We start from the raw sequence: 20,407 nt of genomic DNA on the forward strand, positions 1-20,407 counted from the left end.
TGCGTTCATGGACGAGATCGATCCTCGACGCACCCGCCGATCGTGCCCCTCCTGCGTGGCGCTGTCTCAGGATCCGGCCGCCGCAGCGCGCTTCTCCTGCTGGAAGACGCGGATGGCCTCGTAACGGTCGGCCGAGCGGGCGCGGCGCTTGGCCGCCTCCTCGTCGCGGTTCTTCGGCGGCGCGGTCGTGACGAGCTCGTCGAGGAGGACTCTCGTCGCCTGCGCGATCTCGGCGACCGCACGGTCGAACACGGCGCGATTGGCACGCGACGGCGCGTTCGCTCCGGAGATCTTCCGCACGAACTGGAGGGCCGCGTCGTGGCACTCGTCATCGGTCGCGGCAGGCTCGAGGTTGTTCAGCGGGACGATGTTTCGGCACATACCGGCACGCTACGCCGCGTCCCGGACAGACGGAAGAGGAGCAGGTCGCGGCACCGGTACCGCAGCAGGGAGGGGATGGTGCGACCGGTACCGCCCTCGCTACGCTCGGGGCAATCGGAACCGCAGCACGTTTCTCGTTCCCTCGTCGACAGGACAGAACATGACGAACCCTCCGTTCCCCGAACAGCCCAACCCCGATTCCTCGGTCCCCGAGACACCGCCGCCGCCACCAGCCGCGCCCGCGCCCGCGCCGACCGAACATGTTCCCTCGGCGCCCACGCCGGACTGGAACACCGCACCGGACGGAGTCCCGGGCGCCGGGGTCGGCTCCCCCGCAGACGACCACCCGGCCCCCGTAGGCGCGACGTACTCCGCTCCCCCTGCCGCCGACTATCCGGCGCCCGGCACCTCGGCCTACGCGCAACCCACCTCCGCGCCTCCGGGGCGGATCCTGTCGATCGTCGGGTTCGTGCTCGCGTTCGTGGTGGCACCGGTCGGACTGATCATCAGCATCGTCGCCGCCGTGAAGCTCGGCAAGACCGGTCAGCCGAAGGGCCTCGCCATCGCCGGCATCATCGTCGGCGCGCTCATCACGATCTTCTGGGTGATCCTCCTGATCGTGCTCTTCACCGCCTTCGCCGCGCTCATCGGCATGTGCGCGGACCTCGGGCCCGGAGTCTGGGAGGTCGACGGCATCACCTACCGATGCGGCTGACCTGCACCGACGACACACAGCGAGAGGGGCCGGATGCCCACAGCATCCGGCCCCTCTCGCTGTCTGACGACTACTTCTTGTAGTTCGGCGCCTCGACGACGATCTGCACGTCGTGCGGGTGCGACTCCTTGAGTCCCGCAGAGGTGATGCGCACGAACTTGCCGCGCGTCTTGAGCTCTTCGATCGTGCGGGCTCCGACGTAGAACATCGACTGACGGAGTCCGCCGACCAGCTGGTAGGCCACGGCGGCGAGCGGGCCGCGATAGGGGACCTGCCCCTCGATGCCCTCGGGGATCAGCTTGTCGTCGCTGGGGACGTCGGCCTGGAAGTAGCGGTCCTTGGAGTACGAGGTCTGCTTGCCACGCGTCTGCATCGCGCCCAGCGAGCCCATGCCGCGGTACTGCTTGAACTGCTTGCCGGACTGGAAGACGATCTCGCCCGGGGACTCGTCGGTTCCGGCCAGGAGCGATCCGAGCATGACCGCATCGGCACCGGCGACGAGCGCCTTGGCGATGTCGCCGGAGTACTGCAGCCCACCGTCGGCGATCACCGGCACGCCGGCCGGGCGAGCCGCCAGAGAGGCCTCGTAGACGGCGGTGACCTGCGGCACGCCCACACCCGCGACGACGCGCGTCGTGCAGATGGAGCCGGGACCCACGCCGACCTTGACGGCATCGACGCCCGCGTCGACCAGAGCCTGGGCACCCTCACGCGTGGCGACGTTGCCGCCGACGATGTCGATGTGCTCGAACGACGCGTCGGCCTTCAGGCGGCGGACGAGGTCGATGACACCCTGGGACTGCCCGTTGGCGGTGTCGACGACGAGCACGTCGACGCCGGCGTCGCGCAGAGCCTCGGCACGCTCCCACGCGTCTCCGAAGAAGCCGATCGCGGCACCGACGCGCAGACGACCCTGGTCGTCCTTGGTGGCGAGGGGGTACTTCTCGCTCTTGTCGAAGTCCTTGATGGTGATGAGGCCCGCGAGCTTGCCGTCTTCATCGATGAGCGGCAGCTTCTCGACGCGGTGCTTCGCGAAGAGCGCGATGACCTCCCCGGCGGCCACCCCGACGGGGGCGGTGACGAGGTTCTCGCTCGTCATGACGTCTTTCACGAAGGTGCTCTGACGCTCGAAGCCCGAGACGAAGCGCATGTCGCGGTTCGTGATGATGCCGACGAGCTTGCCGTCGTCGTCGACCACCGGCAGTCCCGAGATGCGGTACTTCGCGCACAGGTTGTCGACCTCTTCGACGGTCGCGTCCTGCGTCGTCGTGATCGGGTCGGTGATCATGCCGGACTCGCTGCGCTTGACGCGGTCGACGTGCGCGGCCTGGTCGGCGATGGAGAGGTTGCGGTGCAGGATGCCGATGCCGCCCTCGCGCGCCATCGCGATCGCCATGCGGGACTCGGTGACCGTGTCCATCGCGCTCGACAGCAGCGGGGTGGCGACCGAGATCCGGCGGGTGATCCGCGACGAGGTATCCGCCTCGCTGGGGATGACGTCGGTGTGCCCCGGCAGGAGCAGCACGTCGTCGTACGTCAGTCCGACGAAGCCGAAGGGATCGTGCTGTTCCATGGATTCTCCTTCTGCGCGAGTCGCGCATGTCCGGGTGCGAGGGGGGCGGTCGACGTCGGCCTTTGCGGGGCCGCGGCCCGTATGAAGATTCTAAGCGCGACGCGCCCGAGAACATTCCCGGAGCCGGCCGTTACCGGACCGTTGGACCCGACGGTAGGTGATTCGCAGATCGCACACTACGCTCAAATGCGTCGTCCATCCCTGCGGTTCATACCCGATGCCGCAGTGACAGCACTCACAGTGGAGGTTGCGTGGGACCCACAACAATCGCCGTGCAGCGAAGGCGCCCCTGGGCCGTCATCTGCCTCGGTATCCTCATGGCGCTCATGGCGTTCCTTTTCCTGCCCCCCTCATCGGCGTCGGCCGAGACGACGGACGACGGGCAGGAGGTCACGGACTTCTACTTCGCCGGTGTCGTCACCAACGCGGATGAACCGGTAGAAGGCGTCGTCATGTCCATCGAGGGCAACGGCTTCGAAGCCGAGACCGAGACCGACGCCGAAGGCAAATGGCGCCTCTATGTGCCGGAGATGGAGACGTACACCCTCACGGTGGACGAATCCACGCTGCCGAAGGGTGTCATCGTCGACGCGACCCAGCTCCCCGAGGGCATCCAGCCCGTATCGGGGACCACCGCGTCGTTCGAGCTCGAATTCGGCCTCACGGGCACCAAGATCGTCAACTTCTTCCTCGGAGCGGGCGAGCGGGTCACCGTGTCGTTCCTCGATCAGCTCCTGTCACGCATCGTCGGCGGCTTGAACTTCGGGCTCCTCCTCGGACTCGCGTCGATGGGTGCCGCGCTCATCTACGGCACCACTCGCCTCTCCAACTTCGCCCACGGCGAGATGGTCACGTGGGGTGCCGTGGTCGCGCTGCTGTGCACGACCTTCTGGAACCTCCCCCTCTGGCTCGGCATCATCGCCGCCGTCATCGGCGGAGCCGCGCTCGGGTGGGCGCTGGATGCCGGGATCTGGAAGCCCCTGCGTCGAAAAGGTCTCGGTGTGGTCCAGCTCATGATCGTGAGCATCGGCCTCTCCCTCGCCCTCCGATACGGCATGCAGTACTTCATCGGCGGCAACACCTATCAGCTGCCGGGCGCGAGCCCCGAGCCCATCCGCCTCGGACCCATCTCGCTGTCGTACATCGACATGATCGCGATGGCGACCAGCATCATCGTGATCCTCGGTGTCGCGTTCTTCCTCACCAGGACCCGCACCGGAAAGGCGACCCGAGCGATCTCGGACAACCCGCAACTGGCCGCGGCATCCGGCATCGACGTCGACAAGGTCATCCGCACGGTGTGGATCCTCGCGGGGGCGCTCGCCGCGATCTCCGGCATCCTGTGGGCGTACTTCCGCCCCGGCGTGAAGTGGGACATGGGCATGCAGATGCTGCTGCTGATGTTCTGCGCGATCACGCTCGGCGGCCTCGGATCGGCGATCGGCGCCCTGATCGGCTCGATCATCGTCGGGCTCGCCGTCGAGGTGTCGACCCTGCTGGGCGTGCCGTCGGATCTCAAGTACGCCACGGCACTCGTCGCCCTGATCATCATTCTGCTGGTGCGGCCGCAAGGCATCCTCGGACGCAAGGAAAGGTTGGGCTGACGCATGGACTTCGGAAGCATCTTCGGCAACACCGCCTCCTATCTCTTCAGCCCGACGACGATCGCCTACGCCCTGGCGGCCACCGGCCTCGCCGTGCACTTCGGCTACACCGGCCTGCTCAACTTCGGTATGGCCGCATTCATGGCCATCGGCGGCTACGGCTACGCGATCTCGATCCTGACCTTCGGGTTCCCGTGGTGGGCCGGCGTCCTCGTCGGCATGCTGGGCGGAGCGGCATTCGCGCTCATCCTCGGTATCCCGACCCTGCGCCTGCGCGCCGACTATCTCGCCATCGCGACGATCGCCGCCGCCGAGGTGGTGCGGCTCATGTTCGTGACCGAGCTCTTCAAGGACTGGACGAACTCCGCCGGTGGACTCTCCGGGTACCACCAGAGCTTCCGTGACTCGAACCCGTTCCCGCCGGGAACCTACGGCTTCGGCCCGTGGACGTACAACGCCACTGACCTGTGGGTGCGCGTGGTCGGACTGATCGCGCTCGTCATCGCCGTGCTCGTGGTGTGGGCGCTCATGCGCAGCCCGTGGGGCCGCGTGCTCAAGGGCATCCGCGAAGACGAGGATGCGGTGCGCTCGCTCGGCAAGAACGTCTTCGCGTACAAGATGCAGGCACTCGTGGTCGGTGGTGTGATCGGCGCCGTCGGCGGCATCGTCTTCATCCTGCCGTCGGCGGTGATCCCCGGCAGCTACTCCACGTCGCTGACGTTCTTCCTGTGGACGATCCTCCTGCTCGGCGGCGCGGCCACCGTGCTCGGACCGACGCTCGGCGCGGTGCTGTTCTGGGTGGTGTTCGCCTTCCTCGGCGCACTCCTCCCCGCGATGGCGAACGCCGGATACCTGCCGATGTCCGGCGCACAGGCCGACGTCGTGCGGTACATCGTGATCGGCATCGTGCTGATGCTGATCGTCATTTTCCGCCCGCAGGGCATCCTCGGAAACAAGAGGGAGATGACCTTTGTCAAGTAATGACGACGCGGCTGTCACATCCGCGAAGAGCACGCCCCGCGCGAAGACCCAGGGGCTCGCCGCTGGACCCGCAGCGCCGGGCGTCAAGAAGGTCGACCCGATCCTCGTCGTCGATGCCGTCGAGCGCCGCTTCGGCGGTCTCACCGCGGTCGACGTCGATCACCTGGAGATCCCGCGCGGCGCGATCACCGCGCTGATCGGCCCGAACGGCGCCGGCAAGACGACCCTGTTCAACCTGCTGTGCGGCTTCGACAAGCCGAACAGCGGCACCTGGTCGTTCGACGGCACCAACCTGTCGGGCATCCCCTCGTTCAAGGTCGCGCGGATGGGACAGGTCCGCACCTTCCAGCTGACCAAGTCCCTGTCGCTGCTCACCGTGCTCGAGAACATGAAGCTCGGTGCGAAGGATCAGCGCGGCGAGGGCTTCTGGGCGGGGCTGTTCCCCTTCCTCTGGCGCAAGCAGGATCAGGAGATCGAGGCGCGTGCGCACGAGCTGCTCACCCGCTTCAAACTCGACGCCAAGGAGCAGGACTTCGCCGCATCGCTCTCGGGCGGTCAGCGCAAGCTGCTCGAGATGGCCCGCGCCCTCATGAGCGACCCGACCCTGGTGATGCTCGACGAGCCCATGGCCGGCGTGAACCCCGCGCTCACGCAGTCGCTGCTGGAGCACATCCTCGACCTCAAGGACCTGGGGATGACGGTGCTGTTCGTCGAGCACGACATGCACATGGTCCGGCACATCGCCGACTGGGTGGTCGTGATGGCCGAGGGCCGCGTGGTGGCCGAGGGTCCGCCCGACCAGGTCATGGAGGATCCGGCCGTGGTCGACGCCTACCTGGGCGCGCACCAGGACGTCGATCTCGGGGCCGTCACCGGCCGCCTCCCCGTGATCTCGGAGGAGGACGCGATCCGCATCCGGGAGCAGATCGAGACCGAGGTCGAGGCTGAGGTCGAGGCTGAGGTCGAGGCCGAAGACGTCGAGGAGGAGAAGGCATGACCGACGCATCCGCGCCCACTCCGGCGCCCGCACCCGCCGAGCGCAATGAGATCAAGAACGACGACGTCATCGTCGAGCTGACCGATGTGCATGCCGGGTACCTGCCCGGGGTGAACATCCTCAACGGCGCCAACCTCGTGGCCCACAAGGGCGAGCTGATCGGCATCATCGGTCCGAACGGCGCCGGCAAGTCGACGCTGCTCAAGGCGATCTTCGGCATGGTCGAGATCCGCTCGGGCGACGTCACGGTGAAGGGCGAGAGCATCGTCGGGCTCAAGGCCGACAAGCTCGTGCGCCGTGGCGTGGCCTTCGTGCCGCAGACGAACAACGTGTTCCCGTCGCTCACGATCCAGGAGAACCTGGAGATGGGGCTGTACCAGAACCCCAAGATCTTCGCCGAGCGCCTGGAGTTCGTCAGCAGCATCTTCGGCGAGCTGGGCAAGCGCCTCAAGCAGCGCGCAGGTTCACTCTCGGGCGGCGAGCGGCAGATGGTCGCCATGTCGCGGGCGCTGATGATGGACCCATCTGTTCTACTGCTCGACGAGCCCTCCGCCGGCCTCTCCCCCGTGCGTCAGGATGATGCGTTCATCCGCGTCTCCGACATCAACAAGGCGGGCGTGACGACGATCATGGTCGAGCAGAACGCGCGGCGCTGCCTCCAGATCTGCGACCGCGGCTACGTGCTCGATCAGGGCAAGGACGCCTATGAGGGCTCGGGGCGTGAACTGCTGAACGACCCCAAGGTCATCGGTCTGTACCTCGGCACACTCGGCACCGACGCCGCCTGAGCGCGTCACACGGGGGGATGCCGCGCGGCATCCCCCCGTTCTGTGTGTGTCCCCCGATGCGTGAGCATCCGTCGGGCGCCCTCGCGTGAGCATCCGTCGGGCGCCCTCGCGCGCATCCGTCGGGAGTTCGCGCATCCGTCGGGTACTCGCCCGGCGTTTCTCCCGACATCCGTACAAACTCCCGACGGATGAACCGGGGACATGGACGGGGACGGGGAACCGGACGCGGGCGGGACGGAACGAGCCCGGGACGAGCCGGGAACGAGCCGGACGCGGACCGGGCCGGAACGAGCCGGGGACGAGCCGGGAACGAGCCGGGAACGAGCCGGACGCGGACCGGGCCGGAACGAGCCGGGGACGAGCCGGGGACGACGAAGGCCCCGGATGCCGAGCATCCGGGGCCTCGTCTGTGCGCTTACTTGAGGCGCGTGGTGGTGTTGTCGGCGCCGAACTCGTAGACGCCGATGGCGGCGCCCTTCGGGTCGTTGTTCTCGTCGAACGTGATCTCACCGGAGAGGCCGTCGTAGTCCGCCGTGCCGCCGCCGTTGATGATGTCGGCGCACTCGGCGTACGTGGTGCACTTCTCGCCCTCGTCGCCGCCGCCGGACACGGTGGCCATCTGCTCGGCCATGTCAGCGCCCTCGACGGAGCCGGCGGCCAGAGCCGACAGCGCCATGAGGATGACGGCGTCGTACGCCTCGGCCGAGTAGGTCACGGCGTCGATGGGGTCGTTGCCGTCGGCGGTCCAGACCTCGTTGAGCTGGTCGAGGAAGTCCTGCGGCAGCTCGGCGCCGGCGCGGGTACCCTTCGAGCCCTCGAGGTTGACCGAGACGTCAGTGCCCCAGTCCTTCAGGTTGCCGTCGACGAGGTACAGCGAGCCCGTGTCGACGCCCGCGTTGCCGAGCAGCGGCGCGATGGTCGCGAACTGGTCGTACGAGACGACGGCGACCGCGTCGGGCTTGGCAGCCGCGATCTCGGAGACCTGAGCGTTGAACTGGCCGTCGCCCTGGTTGAAGGATGCATCGGCGACGACCTCGCCACCGGTGCCCTCGAACGTCGACTTGATGGCTTCGAACAGGCCCGTGCCGTAGGGGTCGTTCTGGTAGATGATGCCGAGGGTCTTGTGACCGTCTTCGGCGATCTGGTTGCCGAGGACCTCACCCTGCAGGTTGTCGCTCGGTGCCGTGCGGAAGTACAGCGGGTTGATGCCCGAGAAGTCCGGCGAGGTGTTCGACGGCGAGACGGTGAGGATCCCCGCTCCGGCGTTGCCGTCGAGGATGAGCTTGGTGACGCTCGACGATGCGGCGCCGACCATCGCGGTGATGCCCTCGTTCTGGAGGTTGGTGATCGACGTCTCGTACGCCTTGTTGTCGAGGTCGCCCTCGTCGGCGGTGGTGAGGTCGATGGTCACACCGGCGTCGGCCTCGTTGATCTCGTTGACGGCCAGCTGGACGCCGGCCTCCATCGGTGCACCGAGGAACGCGAGCGAACCGGTCGCGGGAAGCAGCGAGCCGAGCTTGAGCGTCAGATCGACGGCCGGCTTCTCACCGCCTTCGCTCGGCTCGGCGTTCGGCGTGCTGCTGCAGCCGGCGATGACGATGGCGGATGCGCTGATCAAAGCGATCCCGGCGAAGACCTTCGCGGTGCGCGAACCCTTCAATGCGTTCATGATGCTCCCTTGCGTAACTGAACGTGGATTGTGACCACGGGCGGGTGCTCTAACACTAGGGCGTGGGGCCCGCGCACAGGGGGTGCAAGTATTTCGGTGCGTTAACGATCCGACACCGGGTTTCCGGGCCGGAGAACCGCGGGTTCACACCAGTTCGGGCTGCGCGATCCTGCGCCCTCGGCGGGCGGCGATCAGCAGGTCGACGACGAAGACGCCGATCGCGATCCAGACGATGATGAACCCGGCCCAGCGCTCGGGCGGCATGGGCTCGTGCAGGACCGCGACACCGATCACGAACTGCATCACCGGGGTGATGAACTGGATCATCCCGATCACCGTGAGGTTGATCCTCCGGGTGCCCGCCGCGAACAGCAGCAGAGGGACCGCCGTCGCGACGCCGGCGAATGCCAGCAGCACCGCGTGGGCCCATCCGTTCCCGCCCATCGTGAGGCCTGCGGGGGTCGAGGCGACCACGATGAGCTGCACGACGGCGATCGGGATCAGCCAGAACGACTCGAGGGTCAGACCGCTGACGGCGTCCACCGCCGGGCCGATCTTCTTCTTGATGAGCCCGTACACCCCGAACGACGCGGTCAGCGACAGCGCGATCCACGGGAAGGCGCGGTAGGCCACGACGATCACGACCACCGCGATCGCGGCGATGGCGATCGCGGCCCACTGCAGCTTGCGGATGCGCTCCTTCAACACGAAGACACCCAGCAGCACGGTCGTGATCGGGTTGATGAAGTAGCCCAGGCTCGTCTCGACCACGTTGTCGCTGAGGGTTCCGATGAGGAACACCTGCCAGTTGACGTAGATCAGCAGACCGGCGAGCGCGGTCCACCCCAGCAGCTTCGGCTGCCGCAGGATCACACCGAACGGCGCCCAGCCGCGCGTGACCGTGAGCAGCAGGAGGCAGAAGACGAACGACAGCAGCACCCGCCACGCGACGACCTCCCACGGACCGGTCGGGACGAGGAGGAGGAAGTAGAGCGGGAGCACGCCCCAGAGGAGGTAGGCGGATCCGGCGTACGCGACTCCGGCGGTCTGAGTGGCGCGGGTCGTCTCGGGGGTCACCGCACAACCCTATTCCCGCGGTGGAGGCGCGGAGTGCGCCGGTCGGCCGCCCCGCGGAGATCGGCAGGAATCGGATGCCCGATGGCGGATGCAGAAGGGGCTCGGATGCACACGCATCCGAGCCCCTTCTGGGACCTGGCCCGCCCTCTTCGAGAGGCACGGAACCGGGTTCAGCAGATCAGCGGACAACGACCGCCAGGACGTCGCGAGCGGACAGGACGAGGTACTCGTCTGCGCCGAACTTCACCTCGGTGCCGCCGTACTTGCTGTACAGGACACGGTCGCCGACGGCGACGTCGATCGGAACGCGGTTGCCGTTGTCGTCGATGCGGCCGGGGCCGACAGCCACGACCTCGCCCTCCTGGGGCTTCTCCTTGGCGGTGTCGGGGATGACCAGGCCACTCGCGGTGGTCTGCTCGGCCTCGACCTGCTGGATGACGATGCGGTCTTCGAGCGGCTTGATGGAAACCGACACGGTCTACCTCTTCTTTCTTGACACTGACACGAAAGACTTGTTCGCACTCTCAACCCGAGAGTGCTAATCCAGTCTATGCGCTGGGCTGGCACTCATGCAATGCGAGTGCCAACGCACGCCGCGATTCACGGGCACGGGCGGGAATTAGGCTGAGGGCGTGAAGATGTCCGAGCTGCGTGCCCTGCTGACCCCCGCCGGTCTCGAACTGCTCGATGCGGTCGGGGCCGTCGAGTCGACGGCCGACGTCGCGCGCGCCGTGTCGCGGCTGCGCGCCGCCGGTCACTCCCCCGAGCTGGTGTCGGCGGTCGTCGGTCAGGCGCATCTGCGATCCAAGGCGTCGGCGAAGTTCGGCCCCTTCGCCGCGCGGATGCTCTTCACCAGAGCCGGGCTCGAGCAGGCGACACGGCTCGGGGTGGCCGCACGACATGCACAGCGGATCCGCAGCGCGGGTTTCACGGCCGTGGCCGACCTCGGGTGCGGGATCGGCGGCGACGCGCTCGCGTTCGCCGGAGCCGGGCTCGATGTGCTCGCCGTCGATGCCGACGAGGTCACCGCCGCCATCGCGGCCTACAACCTCGCGCCCTTCGGAGCGGGTGCGGTGGTGCGGCACAGCACGGCGGAGGACGCCTTCGACGACTCGGAGGCCGGGCGCGCGACCTGGATGGACCCCGCGCGGCGCACCTCCGGGCACAGCGAGACCCGACGCGTGTCCGCCGACGACTACTCCCCCTCGCTGGACTGGGCGTTCGACGTCGCCGCGCGCGTGCCGACGGGCATCAAGCTCGGCCCCGCGCACGACCGCGACGCGCTTCCCGCCGACGCCGAGGCGCAGTGGGTGAGCGCCGACGGCAGCGTCGTCGAGCTGGTCGTATGGAGCGGCGCCCTCGCCCGCGACGGCGTGCGGCGCTCGGCGCTCGTGATCCGGGGCGACCGGTCGCATGAGATGACCGCACCGGCCGACGTCGCCGACGAGCCGGTGCGCGAGCTCGGGGCCTTCTTGCATGAGCCCGACGGCGCCGTGATCCGTGCCCGCCTGATCGGCGATGTCGCCCGGAGCCTCGATGCCGGGATGCTCGACGAGCACATCGCCTACCTCACGTCGGATGCCGCGCTGACGAGCCCGTTCGTGCAGTCGTTCCGCGTGCGCGAGACCCTGCCCGCCAACCCCAAGGCCATCAGCGCCGCTCTCAAGGCGCACGGCATCGGTCGCATCGAGATCAAGAAGCGCGGCGTCGACATCGACCCTGCGACGTTCCGGAAGAAGCTCGTGCTGCGCGGCGATCAGGAGGCCACGCTGATCCTCGCGCGCATCGGCGACCAGCGGCGGGCGATCCTCGCCGATCGGGTTCCTGCCGCAAGCTGACCGCCACCGCGCTCGGACGCGGTCAGCCGTCGTCGCCCGGGTCCGGGATCTCGATCTGCTCACCCGGCGACACCTGAATCATGTAGGGGTCGTCGACGGCCTCGAGTTCCTCGGTCTCGAGTTCCTCGGCCTCGACCGAGACCGTCAGATACGGCGTGTGCTGGCTCGTGAACCGCAGGTCGAGCGCTGTGACCGCTTCTGTGCCGCCCGTCGCCTGGTCGACCGACACGAGCTCCATGCCGAGCCCCTCCGCGACCGCGGTGTCGACGCCCTTGCACACCACGGGACCGGCGGCATCCACGATCAGGCATCGCTCCGTCACTCCCGCATCCGAGAGCCGATCCGCCAGCCACACCGGCGCGCTGCGGAACGTCCCGACGAGCGAGAGACCGAGTTCGAAGCCATCCGTGAACAGCGACTCGGCGCGGTCGCGCACCTCTTCGGGGAACTGGGCCGTGAGCGAATCCACCCCACCCCACCGCTGGATGGCGACCAGCGGCTCCCCCGCGTGTGCGACCGCGTCTCCTGCGCATCCTGCGTCTGCGACTGCGTCTCCTCCGCCTCCTCCGCCTTCGCCTCCGGCGCGCCGTGGGGCTGGATCGGGTCGGGAGCGTCCGCCACATCCGCGGTCGGCTGCGCGGTGCCCCCGCCCTCGAGCGCGCGCAGGCGCTCGGATTCCGCCTCCGTCGGCTGTCCGCCTCGCCCATAGGCCTTCCGTTGCAGCGCCCGGAGCTCCGCGGTGTCAGTCGCCCCCGGCACCGGAGGTGCCTCCCTCCCGGGTGATCACCAGATACCCGGGCCCCTGATTCGACCTCATCTCGAAGTTCGTCACGCCACCCGTCTCGGCGTCGACGACGTTGAGCACGAGACTCGAGGCCTGCTCCTGCATGGTCTGCGGGTCGGCGCAGGCGACCGGAGCCTCATCGGTCGATCCGTCGTAGATGAGGCACTGATTCTGCGACTCGATCTGCACCGCCGTCCAGATGGGCACGTCGCCGTCGTAGCCGACCACCCAGAGCGAACCGGCCTGGAACCCGTTCTCGGCGAGTCGAGCCGCTGTCTCCGATTCGGCCTCGTTCGCGTAGGTGATGCCGCTGTCGGTCGGGTCGAAATCGTAGGCGCTCACCGCGACTGCGGGTTCGCCCGACGCGGTGAACAGCAGCTGCGCACTGACCTCTCGCTGCAGAGCTCCATCGCCCTTGACCGAGATCGAACCGTAGATCCCGGTCTCGGCGAGAACCTCGGTACGGTCGCACGACGGAACCGTCGCCTCACCCGTGCCCAGGATCAGGCAGGTGCGCTCCTTCGCATCCTTCGTCGCCGTCCAGATGACCACGTCCTCTTGGACGCCGAGCGCGCGGATCGAGCCGGGGTCGTACACACCGGCCGCGACGAGCTCGTTCTGCCATGTCTGCTGCTCGGCGGTCAGCTCCACCGCCGCGGCTCCGGACCGGCCGAACGCGAGCCAGCCGACACCCACCCCGATCGCGAGCACCACGACGGCTGCGAGGGCGACCGGCCGCCAGCGCGTGCGCAGCAGGGAGAACAGGGAGCGCCAGGACGACGATGCGGATGCGGTTGCATCGACCGCGTCATCGCTCGCTGCATCGGCGGACGCCGCCACAGCCGCATCCTCCGCCTCACCCTCGCCGACGGAGACATCGGCGTCGTCATCGGCCGGTGCCTCATCCGACTTGCGCTGGTCGGACACGGCGTGCTCGGCGTCCGGTCCGGCCCCGGCTGCCGGTGCGAGTCGACGGTCCTCCAGCTCCCGAAGACGTTCGGCTTCGGCCGCCGTCAGCGAGGAATCGCGCCCGTACGCCCGTGCCTGCAGGGAGCGCAGCTCCTCCGACTCCTCCGGCTCGAGCATCCGCTCAGCCGAGCTTCTCGAACTGCATGCCGGCCCAGACCAACCAGCCCAGGCTGTACACCGTCGCGCAGAGCCCGAGCACGAGCGCCCACATCGCGATCGCGCGACTCTCGAGCGGACGACGCAGCGACATGATCGCCGCGATCACCGCCACAACTGCGACGGGGATCCCCCAGCCGACGAAGAACGACGCCCCGAGGGCGACGATCGCGGCGAGCAGTGCCCAGGGTGCGAGCCGGGTGTCGTCGACGGGGATGGCACCGGTCGTCGGCTCCCACTCCGCCTCGCCCGGGGCATCGATATCGGGCCCGCTCACCACCACCGGCTCGATGCCGACGGGCCCGGTGGGGAGTTTCGTGTAGCCGTCGCGCCGGGCGCCCGGCAGCCGAGGCGCTGCTCCGGGATGCTGCTCGACCTCGTGACTGGCGCGTTCGACGCGCGCCCGCGGCGCCTGGGGAGTCTTCGCGTCGGGCGAGCCCGAGACATCGCTCATGCGGGCACCGCCTCGGCGATCTGGATCTCGGTGACCGGGAGGGTCGAGTCCGCCCCGAACGCCAGTGTCGACGGTCGGCGGCCCGAAGAGATCAGCTCGGCGGCCAGCGCGGCGATCATCGCGCCGTTGTCGGTGCACAGCGACAACGGCGGGATCCTCACCGTGACACCCGCCTCGGCGGCACGTCGGAGCGCGACCTCACGCAGCCGACGGTTCGCGATCACCCCGCCGCCCAGGAGCAGGCGCGGCACCCCCAGATCGGCGCAGGCCGCGAGCGCCTTGGTCACCAGCACGTCGACGACCGCCTCGCGGAAACTCGCGGCCACATCGGCCACCGGCACCTCGACCCCGTCGGCTTCGCAGCGCTCGACCCACCGCGCGACGGCGGTCTTCAGCCCCGAGAACGAGAAGTCGTACCGATGCTTCGCCAGATCCGATGCGCGGGAGAGACCCCGCGGGAACCGGATCGCATCCGGGTCTCCGTCGGCCGCCGCTCGGTCGATCTCCGGGCCGCCGGGGTACGGCAGCGACAGCAGGCGGGCGACCTTGTCGAAGGCTTCGCCGGCAGCGTCGTCCATCGTCTCCCCGAGCAGTTCGACGTCGGTGGTGAGGTCGCGGACGTGCAGCAGGGACGTGTGGCCGCCGGAGACCAGCAGCGCGATGGTCGGGTACTCGAGCGGCGCGGAATCGGCCGTGAGGATGTCGGCGGCGATGTGTCCCACGAGATGGTTGACGGCGTACAGCGGCTTGTCGATCGAGACGGCCAGGCCCTTCGCCGCTCCCACTCCGACCATCAGGGCGCCGGCGAGACCGGGACCGCTCGTGACGGCGACGGCATCGAGGTCGTCGAGACGCACCCCCGCCTCGGCGAGCGCCGCATCGATCGCGGGCTGCAGTGCCTCGAGGTGGGCTCGAGCGGCGACTTCGGGCACGACGCCGCCGTAGCGGGCGTGCTCGTCCATGCTCGACGCGATGGTGTTCGAGAGCAGGGTGCGCCCGCGGACGATGCCGATGCCCGTCTCGTCGCAGCTCGTCTCGATGCCGAGGACCAGCGGCTCGCTCATGCCTTCGCCTCCTCGGAAGTGTCGTGCGACGCCGGGTGTCGGCGCAGTTCCAGACGCATCACGATCGCGTCCACGTCGTCCGGCTGATAGTAGCGGGGACGGCGGCCGATCTCTTCGAAGCCCTCCGCGAGGTACAGCCCCTCTGCGGCGGGGTTGTCGGCCCTGACCTCGAGGAACACCTCACGGGCGCCCCGCTCCGCTGCGGCGGCGAGGAGGGCACGCAGGAGCGCGCGGCCCCGACCCTGCCCCCGGTGCTCGGCGAGGAGCGCGATGGTCTGGATGTCGGCGTCGGCACTGCCACGCAGGGCGCGCACTCCGCCGTAGCCGATGATCGCGTCGTCGTGCTCGTCGACGAGGTAGCGGCCGTGCGGGCTCGCGAGCTCGGCCGCCATCGTCTCGCGGCTCCACGCGTCGGTCGGGAAGGACCGCTCCTCGATCGTCATGATCGCGTCGAGGTCGTCCACGGTGGCGTCGCGGAGGGTCATGAGCCGACCTTCTTCGGCGCGCCGGGCACCGTCACGTCGGGGTGGCGCATGTACAGCGGCTCGTCGCCCGTGAGCACTCGGCCGGCGGCGAGGGCGCGTGCTCCGACGCGCGCCAGGTCCACCGCCGACAGCGTCGCGACGTCGACGCGGCGAACACCCTCGAGGTGGGCGTCGGCGTCCGCCGCCCGCACGAGGACGGTCTCGGCGACCACGTGCGGGATCCCATCGGCATCCAGCCCGTCGAAGACCGTGATCGCGACCTCGCGACGGCGGGCGTCGGTGACGATCGCGAACGGCTGTGTCTCGGTCTCGAGCGCGGTGAGCGCGGCAGCCAGGTGGCTGGGAACCGGGACGACCGGGATGTCGCGTCCGAGCGCGAAGGCGCGGGCCGCGGCGATGCCGATGCGGAGACCGGTGAAGGGGCCGGGGCCCATGCCCGCGACGACATGCGTCACCTCACCGGGACCGGCATCGGCGAGCGCCTCGACGAGCAGGTCGCCGATCACCTCGGCATGGCCCAGCGGGTCGACGGCTGCCGCCTCGGCGCGTCGCGCCCCGTCGGCATCGATGAGGGCCACAGCAGTACCCAGGGAGGTGTCGACGGCAAGGATCACGTCTCCAGGGTAGCCGTGCATGCGCTGTGAGAGCGGCCCGGGCCGCCCGCTGCCGCCGCCTCAGCCCAGCGGAGCGCGGAGCGGGTAGTCCTGATCCTCGAGGATCACCTGCGACGCGGCTCCTGTGCTGCGATTGACGATCACGGGAGCCATCAGGTTCACGCTCACGCCTTCTGCGGAGGGGTGGGCTACCACGAGGACCAGCGCATCATCGGCCGAGCCGAGCGCCAGGCTCTCGGCCTGCTCGTCGGAGAGGATCGGCGCGTACTCGCCGAGCACGGTCCGGGGGTCGACCAGGTACAGCCGCAGGTCCACGTCGTCCACGGCCCGCATCGAGAACAGACCGTCAGCACCGTCGACCGGCGCGAGAGCGAAGTCGACGTGCGGAGCGAGCCCCGGAGGGGGCGTCAGGAAGCTGAGTGCGGCGGTCATCGCAGGAAGTCCATCAGCGAGGGCTGCAGCACGCGGGCGTTGACGGCGAGCGCGGAGCGGTACACGAGCTCCTGCGCCTGCAGACGCACCAGCACCTCGATCGAATCGACGTCCTCGACCGCCGTGCGGCGGGATTCGAGGGACACGGAATTCTGCACTGCCGCCTCCTTGGCGCGTTCGATCTGAGACTGGCGGGTTCCGACGGAACCCTGCACCCCGAGCATGGCCGTGCGTCGGTCGTCGATCTCCGCGAGGCGCGGACCGACGTTCGTTCCGGAGCGCAGGTCGGCGACGATCTTGTCGACCAGCGCGAACACCGAGTCGTCACCGGTGCCGAACACCGCGGCGCCGTCGGTGTCGACCCGGACGGATGCCGCGTCGGAGACGCGACGGCTGACCTCGGACCCTGCCACGCCGCTGTACGAGTAGTCCGCGGCGAACGCCGCCGTGTCGGAGGTACCCGCGAACACCGAACGGCCGAGCAGCCGGGTGTTCGCCTGCGTGAGGAGCTCCTTGCGGATGCCCTCGAGCTCGACGGCCAGGGCCTCCTTGGCGGTCGCGTCCAGTGCACCGTCGTTCGCACCCTGGGAGGTGAGGTCGCGGACCCGGCTCAGCAGCGAGGTGCTCGCGGTGATCGCGACATCCGCCGCCGTGACCCACGCGAGCCCGTCGTCGATGTTGCGCGCGTACTGGTCGTTGCGGCGCTGCTCGGCGTGCAGGGCGAGGGCGGCTGCCGCGGCTGCCGGGTCTTCGGACGGAGTGGCGAAGGCGCGCTGCGACGTCGCCTGCTCCTGCAGACGTGCCAGCTCCGTGAGGTTCGACTGCAGCTGGCGCATCGCCGTCTGCGTCATGGATGACGATGTCACTCGAGAGATCACGATGCTCCTTTATCAGCGTCCGACGAGGCCCGTGCGGTTGATGAGGACGTCGAGCGCCTCATCCACCGCCGTCATCACGCGGGCTGCGGCCTGGTAAGCGGTCTGGTAGGTGAGCAGACTGATGGTCTCCTCGTCGCCGTCGACGGCGGCCACGGACTGCTGCGCCCCGACCGCGGCGACCGCCGCCGAATCGGAGACCTTCGCCCGCTGCACGTCGGCGGCCGTCGCCACCCCGAAGCGCGTGACGTGATCGGACCAGAGCGCGTCGGGCGAGGTGGCGCTCCGCCCGATCTGCGAGATCAGATCGGCATTCGTCGCATCCAGCGCACCGGCGCCCGGTGCGGCGAGCGCCAGCTCAGACGGACTCGTCACGGCGACCCGCAGTCCGAGCGCGGCCGAACCGGTCGTCGGGAGGGTGAAGAAGTCTCCGCCCGGCTGGCCGGACGAGGTGACACCCGCGCGGTGCTGCGCGTTCAGCGCACCGGCCAGTGCCGTCGCCACCGCGTCGTAGGTCGAGGCGAGCTGAGCGAGCATCCCGCCGTCCGCTGCCGGTGCGAGCACGGCGAGCGAACCACCGAGCTCGCCGCCGTCGATCGAAGCCGGGAGGTCGGGGGCGGACTCCCACGAGACGGTGAAGCGCTGACCCGCGTCGATCGAGGCCGGACCGGTGAGCGCGAGGTGTCGGGAATCGGACCCCGAGACCAGCGCGTTGCCGCCGACGCGGAGGGTCATCGACCCGTCGCTCTCGATCGTGGCCGCCGCCCCGGACATCCGGGCGACGTTCTGCGCGAGGACGCTGCGCTGGTCCATGAGCTCGTTCGCCGAGCGGCCGGAGGCGAGGGCGTCGCGGATCTCGCCGTTGAGCACGGCGATCTGGTCCGCAGCCGCGTTCACCTGGGTCACGGTGCGCTCGGCCGTCGCGCGCGCATCGTTCCACTGCGAAGCCACGGTGCGGTAGCCGCCGGCGATGTGGGAGGCGAGCTCCTTCGCGGATTCGAGGATGGTGGACGCCGCCGCGCCGGAGTCCGGCGTGTTCGCGAGGTCCTGCCATCCGGACCAGAACTTCGACAGCCGGGCCGCCAGTCCCTTCTCGGTGGGCTCGGCGAGCGAAGCCTCGATCGTGGTCGCGGCCACCGCGCGCGTGGACCAGAAGCCCGATGCGGCGAGCGAGTCGCGGACACGAGCATCGAGCAGCGCATCACCGAGCCGGGCCACGCCGTCGATCGAGACGCCGTGCCCGGGGAGGGCGCCGACGCTGAATCGGCCCGACTGGGCGATGGCGGCGACCGCAGAGGTCTGCACCCGCTGACGGGTGTACCCCTCTGTCTTCTGGTTGGCGATGTTCTGCCCGACCACATCCATACCGCGTCGCGCGGCCGCGAGTCCGCTGGCTGCGGTGTTCAATCCACTGAAGGTCGACATGATCCCCTTCCGGTCACATCTCGGTGTCGATGATGCGCGCTGCGTCGTCGCGTGCGCGGTCACCGTTCGTCGTGTATTCGCCCGTCTCGTGCCCCAGCGCGGCGAGCGTCTCCTGAGTGGCGCGGAGCACTCCGCTGAGCTGCTCCGTGTTGGCGTCGCGCAGCTGCTCGACCTCGGCGGCGAGTCTGGTCAGCGCCCGCATGTGGTCTGCGAACACCTCCTGCCAGGCTCCCTCCGGCGCATGCGCGACCAGTTCTCGGATCGTCGCGCCCTCTGGAGCCCCCCACTCCTCGGCGACCGCGGCGACCTCGACGGTGCGCGCGAGTCCTGCACCACGCAGGCGATCGAGAACCTGATCGATCTCGCGGGCGGCAAACTGGATCCACTGGGATCGTCCGGCGGCGAGCAGCAGCTGCTGTTCGTCTAGTTTGAAGAGCAGCATCTCGAGCAGTTCACGCTCTCGCCACAGCTGTATCGATAGTTCGTTGGCTCCCATGATCCCCTTTTCCCCAGTGATCGCCACGCCTGTTAACGCGGCCAAAGGTCACTATCGGCTGCCGCGCCCCTAAGGTTACTATGTGGAACGGCGGTGGGTAGTTCTCCCCATGTACAGATCGCGACAAGTGTGATATGTGCATCTACTCATCTCCTTGGAGCTTCCGGAGTGAATCCAGAGAGGTGGATCATCCCCCATGTCGTCGCGCGCTGAGCGCAATCTCCTCATCGAGAGCAACCTCCCCCTGGTCGGCTACCTCGCATCCGAAACGCACGCTCGAGCCACTCATATCCCCCGTGACGAGCTGGCGTCGGTCGGAGCGCTCGCGCTCGTGACCGCCGCCGACGCCTTCGACCCGGCTCTGGGCGTGCCCTTCGGCGCCTATGCACGCCGCCGCATCCTCGGTGCGTTCGCCGACGAGATGCGTTCCATGGACTGGGCATCCCGCGGCATCCGCAAGCGCATCAAAGAGACGGTCGCCGTCCGCGAAACCCTCACCGCCGGTCTCGGCAGGACGGCGACAGCCGCCGAGGTCGCCACGGCCATGGGTGTCGCGAAGGATGTCGTCCTCGAAGCCCTCGGCGATGCCGCCCGCACCGTCACCACACTGGAAGATCCCGCCGCACGCGATGTGGCGACCGAGGTCCTGCTGCCCGAGGAATCGGCGCTGGTCGGCGAACGGCGCGAGGTGCTGGAGCAGGCCGTAGCCGCGCTGCCCGAGCGCATGCGCCGGATCGTCCAGAGCGTCTACTTCGAAGAACGCCCCGTGAAGGAGATCGCCGAGGAGCTCGGCGTGACGCATTCCGCCGTATCGCAGCAGCGGTCGGAAGCCATCCGCCTGCTGCGCGACGCCCTGGACCGGTACTTCGCCGAGGGGGCAGCCCCCGCCACGACCACACGGGTGTCGGCGAGCGCGCGCGATGCGTACTTCACGCGGATCGCCGACGCCGCCAGCGCGCGGATCGCCGGAGTCTTCCGCGAATCGGCTCCCGCCTGATCTCGAGGGACAACAACTGACTTTCCTCGACCC

The 20,407-nt window shown here is 69.0% G+C and carries 22 protein-coding genes; 7 read left to right on the forward strand and 15 right to left on the reverse strand.

The window, feature by feature from the left end; translation table 11 throughout:
• Nucleotides 1–66: 66 nt before the first annotated feature.
• Nucleotides 67–381, reverse strand: a complete 315-nt coding sequence (locus ACWGO6_RS04820) for a DUF2277 domain-containing protein (protein ID WP_136042767.1) — start codon at nt 379–381, stop codon at nt 67–69.
• 160 nt (nt 382–541) lie between these two features.
• Between ACWGO6_RS04820 and ACWGO6_RS04825 the strand changes: the two genes are divergently transcribed.
• Nucleotides 542–1,096, forward strand: a complete 555-nt coding sequence (locus ACWGO6_RS04825; protein ID WP_136042768.1) for a DUF4190 domain-containing protein — start codon at nt 542–544, stop codon at nt 1,094–1,096.
• A gap of 70 nt (nt 1,097–1,166) precedes the next feature.
• Here ACWGO6_RS04825 and guaB read toward each other — a convergent pair whose 3' ends face one another.
• Entirely contained in the window at nt 1,167–2,669 is a 1,503-nt protein-coding gene (guaB, locus tag ACWGO6_RS04830) for an IMP dehydrogenase (protein ID WP_136042769.1), read from the reverse strand.
• A 251-nt stretch (nt 2,670–2,920) separates the two neighbouring features.
• On the opposite strand from guaB, the gene ACWGO6_RS04835 reads away from it, so the two are divergent.
• Genes ACWGO6_RS04835 through ACWGO6_RS04850 form a run of 4 tightly spaced genes read left to right on the forward strand, consistent with a single transcriptional unit; the run spans nt 2,921 to nt 7,039 of the window.
• On the forward strand, nt 2,921–4,273 hold the full coding sequence (locus ACWGO6_RS04835; protein WP_376103852.1) for a branched-chain amino acid ABC transporter permease: 1,353 nt from the start codon (nt 2,921–2,923) through the stop codon (nt 4,271–4,273).
• A gap of 3 nt (nt 4,274–4,276) precedes the next feature.
• Entirely contained in the window at nt 4,277–5,254 is a 978-nt protein-coding gene (locus tag ACWGO6_RS04840) for a branched-chain amino acid ABC transporter permease (RefSeq protein ID WP_136042770.1), read from the forward strand.
• Nucleotides 5,244–6,251, forward strand: coding sequence for an ABC transporter ATP-binding protein (locus ACWGO6_RS04845; RefSeq protein ID WP_136042771.1), 1,008 nt, complete (start codon nt 5,244–5,246; stop codon nt 6,249–6,251). The genes ACWGO6_RS04840 and ACWGO6_RS04845 overlap by 11 nt, the downstream gene beginning before the upstream one ends.
• Nucleotides 6,248–7,039 (forward strand): ABC transporter ATP-binding protein, encoded by a 792-nt coding sequence (locus ACWGO6_RS04850; protein ID WP_240745119.1) that lies wholly within the window; start codon nt 6,248–6,250, stop codon nt 7,037–7,039. The genes ACWGO6_RS04845 and ACWGO6_RS04850 overlap by 4 nt, the downstream gene beginning before the upstream one ends.
• Before the next feature lie 415 nt (nt 7,040–7,454).
• Here the strand turns inward: ACWGO6_RS04850 and ACWGO6_RS04855 are convergent, their stop codons facing one another.
• From ACWGO6_RS04855 to groES, 3 genes are all read right to left on the reverse strand, one after another.
• Nucleotides 7,455–8,708 carry an ABC transporter substrate-binding protein gene (locus ACWGO6_RS04855; RefSeq protein WP_136042772.1) on the reverse strand — a complete coding sequence of 418 codons (1,254 nt, stop codon included), beginning with the start codon at nt 8,706–8,708 and terminating at the stop codon, nt 7,455–7,457.
• Between the two features lie 144 nt (nt 8,709–8,852).
• Nucleotides 8,853–9,785 carry an EamA family transporter RarD gene (rarD, locus tag ACWGO6_RS04860; RefSeq protein ID WP_452325997.1) on the reverse strand — a complete coding sequence of 311 codons (933 nt, stop codon included), beginning with the start codon at nt 9,783–9,785 and terminating at the stop codon, nt 8,853–8,855.
• 178 nt (nt 9,786–9,963) lie between these two features.
• The gene (gene groES / locus ACWGO6_RS04865; RefSeq protein WP_028502311.1) at nt 9,964–10,260 is read right to left on the reverse strand and encodes a co-chaperone GroES; all 297 of its coding nucleotides are present in this window, start codon (nt 10,258–10,260) and stop codon (nt 9,964–9,966) included.
• A 163-nt stretch (nt 10,261–10,423) separates the two neighbouring features.
• On the opposite strand from groES, the gene ACWGO6_RS04870 reads away from it, so the two are divergent.
• A complete protein-coding gene (locus ACWGO6_RS04870) occupies nt 10,424–11,623 on the forward strand; it encodes a THUMP-like domain-containing protein (RefSeq protein WP_452326113.1) in 1,200 nt (399 codons plus the stop codon).
• A gap of 22 nt (nt 11,624–11,645) precedes the next feature.
• On the opposite strand, the gene ACWGO6_RS04875 is transcribed toward ACWGO6_RS04870, so the two are convergent.
• The 10 genes from ACWGO6_RS04875 to flgN all read right to left on the reverse strand — a co-directional run bounded on the left by ACWGO6_RS04875 (nt 11,646) and on the right by flgN (nt 19,377).
• Nucleotides 11,646–12,092 (reverse strand): hypothetical protein, encoded by a 447-nt coding sequence (locus tag ACWGO6_RS04875; RefSeq protein WP_452325998.1) that lies wholly within the window; start codon nt 12,090–12,092, stop codon nt 11,646–11,648.
• A 273-nt stretch (nt 12,093–12,365) separates the two neighbouring features.
• Nucleotides 12,366–13,493: a hypothetical protein gene (locus ACWGO6_RS04880; RefSeq protein WP_136042776.1), complete on the reverse strand. Its 1,128-nt coding sequence runs from the start codon at nt 13,491–13,493 to the stop codon at nt 12,366–12,368.
• A 4-nt stretch (nt 13,494–13,497) separates the two neighbouring features.
• Nucleotides 13,498–13,986 carry a hypothetical protein gene (locus ACWGO6_RS04885; RefSeq protein ID WP_136042777.1) on the reverse strand — a complete coding sequence of 163 codons (489 nt, stop codon included), beginning with the start codon at nt 13,984–13,986 and terminating at the stop codon, nt 13,498–13,500.
• The gene (gene tsaD, locus ACWGO6_RS04890) at nt 13,983–15,050 is read right to left on the reverse strand and encodes a tRNA (adenosine(37)-N6)-threonylcarbamoyltransferase complex transferase subunit TsaD (protein WP_136042778.1); all 1,068 of its coding nucleotides are present in this window, start codon (nt 15,048–15,050) and stop codon (nt 13,983–13,985) included. The genes ACWGO6_RS04885 and tsaD overlap by 4 nt, the downstream gene beginning before the upstream one ends.
• Nucleotides 15,047–15,535, reverse strand: coding sequence for a ribosomal protein S18-alanine N-acetyltransferase (rimI, locus tag ACWGO6_RS04895; RefSeq protein ID WP_452325999.1), 489 nt, complete (start codon nt 15,533–15,535; stop codon nt 15,047–15,049). The genes tsaD and rimI overlap by 4 nt, the downstream gene beginning before the upstream one ends.
• On the reverse strand, nt 15,532–16,149 hold the full coding sequence (gene tsaB / locus ACWGO6_RS04900; protein WP_136042780.1) for a tRNA (adenosine(37)-N6)-threonylcarbamoyltransferase complex dimerization subunit type 1 TsaB: 618 nt from the start codon (nt 16,147–16,149) through the stop codon (nt 15,532–15,534). The genes rimI and tsaB overlap by 4 nt, the downstream gene beginning before the upstream one ends.
• Before the next feature lie 60 nt (nt 16,150–16,209).
• A complete protein-coding gene (locus tag ACWGO6_RS04905) occupies nt 16,210–16,581 on the reverse strand; it encodes a flagellar assembly protein FliW (protein WP_136042781.1) in 372 nt (123 codons plus the stop codon).
• Nucleotides 16,578–17,459, reverse strand: a complete 882-nt coding sequence (locus tag ACWGO6_RS04910; protein ID WP_136042782.1) for a flagellin N-terminal helical domain-containing protein — start codon at nt 17,457–17,459, stop codon at nt 16,578–16,580. The genes ACWGO6_RS04905 and ACWGO6_RS04910 overlap by 4 nt, the downstream gene beginning before the upstream one ends.
• A 12-nt stretch (nt 17,460–17,471) precedes the next feature.
• Entirely contained in the window at nt 17,472–18,881 is a 1,410-nt protein-coding gene (gene flgK / locus ACWGO6_RS04915; RefSeq protein ID WP_136042783.1) for a flagellar hook-associated protein FlgK, read from the reverse strand.
• A gap of 13 nt (nt 18,882–18,894) precedes the next feature.
• On the reverse strand, nt 18,895–19,377 hold the full coding sequence (gene flgN, locus ACWGO6_RS04920; protein WP_136042784.1) for a flagellar export chaperone FlgN: 483 nt from the start codon (nt 19,375–19,377) through the stop codon (nt 18,895–18,897).
• A 196-nt stretch (nt 19,378–19,573) separates the two neighbouring features.
• Here flgN and ACWGO6_RS04925 point away from each other — a divergent pair, with 196 nt between their 5' ends.
• Entirely contained in the window at nt 19,574–20,374 is an 801-nt protein-coding gene (locus ACWGO6_RS04925; protein WP_136042785.1) for a sigma-70 family RNA polymerase sigma factor, read from the forward strand.
• The last annotated feature ends 33 nt before the right edge of the window (nt 20,375–20,407 follow it).

The organism is Microbacterium sp. NPDC055665 (assembly GCF_053618035.1).

What these genes read in the sequence shown, in the direction of transcription:
- ACWGO6_RS04905 (WP_136042781.1), bottom strand. Translation starts at nt 16,581, where the DNA reads ATGACCGCCGCACTCAGCTTCCTGACGCCCCCTCCGGGGCTCGCTCCG.
- ACWGO6_RS04825 (WP_136042768.1), top strand. Translation starts at nt 542, where the DNA reads ATGACGAACCCTCCGTTCCCCGAACAGCCCAACCCCGATTCCTCGGTC.
- ACWGO6_RS04820 (WP_136042767.1), bottom strand. Translation starts at nt 381, where the DNA reads ATGTGCCGAAACATCGTCCCGCTGAACAACCTCGAGCCTGCCGCGACC.
- ACWGO6_RS04855 (WP_136042772.1), bottom strand. Translation starts at nt 8,708, where the DNA reads ATGAACGCATTGAAGGGTTCGCGCACCGCGAAGGTCTTCGCCGGGATC.
- flgN (WP_136042784.1), bottom strand. Translation starts at nt 19,377, where the DNA reads ATGGGAGCCAACGAACTATCGATACAGCTGTGGCGAGAGCGTGAACTG.
- ACWGO6_RS04885 (WP_136042777.1), bottom strand. Translation starts at nt 13,986, where the DNA reads ATGAGCGATGTCTCGGGCTCGCCCGACGCGAAGACTCCCCAGGCGCCG.
- tsaD (WP_136042778.1), bottom strand. Translation starts at nt 15,050, where the DNA reads ATGAGCGAGCCGCTGGTCCTCGGCATCGAGACGAGCTGCGACGAGACG.
- ACWGO6_RS04850 (WP_240745119.1), top strand. Translation starts at nt 6,248, where the DNA reads ATGACCGACGCATCCGCGCCCACTCCGGCGCCCGCACCCGCCGAGCGC.
- guaB (WP_136042769.1), bottom strand. Translation starts at nt 2,669, where the DNA reads ATGGAACAGCACGATCCCTTCGGCTTCGTCGGACTGACGTACGACGAC.
- rimI (WP_452325999.1), bottom strand. Translation starts at nt 15,535, where the DNA reads ATGACCCTCCGCGACGCCACCGTGGACGACCTCGACGCGATCATGACG.
- ACWGO6_RS04925 (WP_136042785.1), top strand. Translation starts at nt 19,574, where the DNA reads ATGTCGTCGCGCGCTGAGCGCAATCTCCTCATCGAGAGCAACCTCCCC.
- ACWGO6_RS04840 (WP_136042770.1), top strand. Translation starts at nt 4,277, where the DNA reads ATGGACTTCGGAAGCATCTTCGGCAACACCGCCTCCTATCTCTTCAGC.
- ACWGO6_RS04870 (WP_452326113.1), top strand. Translation starts at nt 10,424, where the DNA reads ATGTCCGAGCTGCGTGCCCTGCTGACCCCCGCCGGTCTCGAACTGCTC.
- ACWGO6_RS04880 (WP_136042776.1), bottom strand. Translation starts at nt 13,493, where the DNA reads ATGCTCGAGCCGGAGGAGTCGGAGGAGCTGCGCTCCCTGCAGGCACGG.
- flgK (WP_136042783.1), bottom strand. Translation starts at nt 18,881, where the DNA reads ATGTCGACCTTCAGTGGATTGAACACCGCAGCCAGCGGACTCGCGGCC.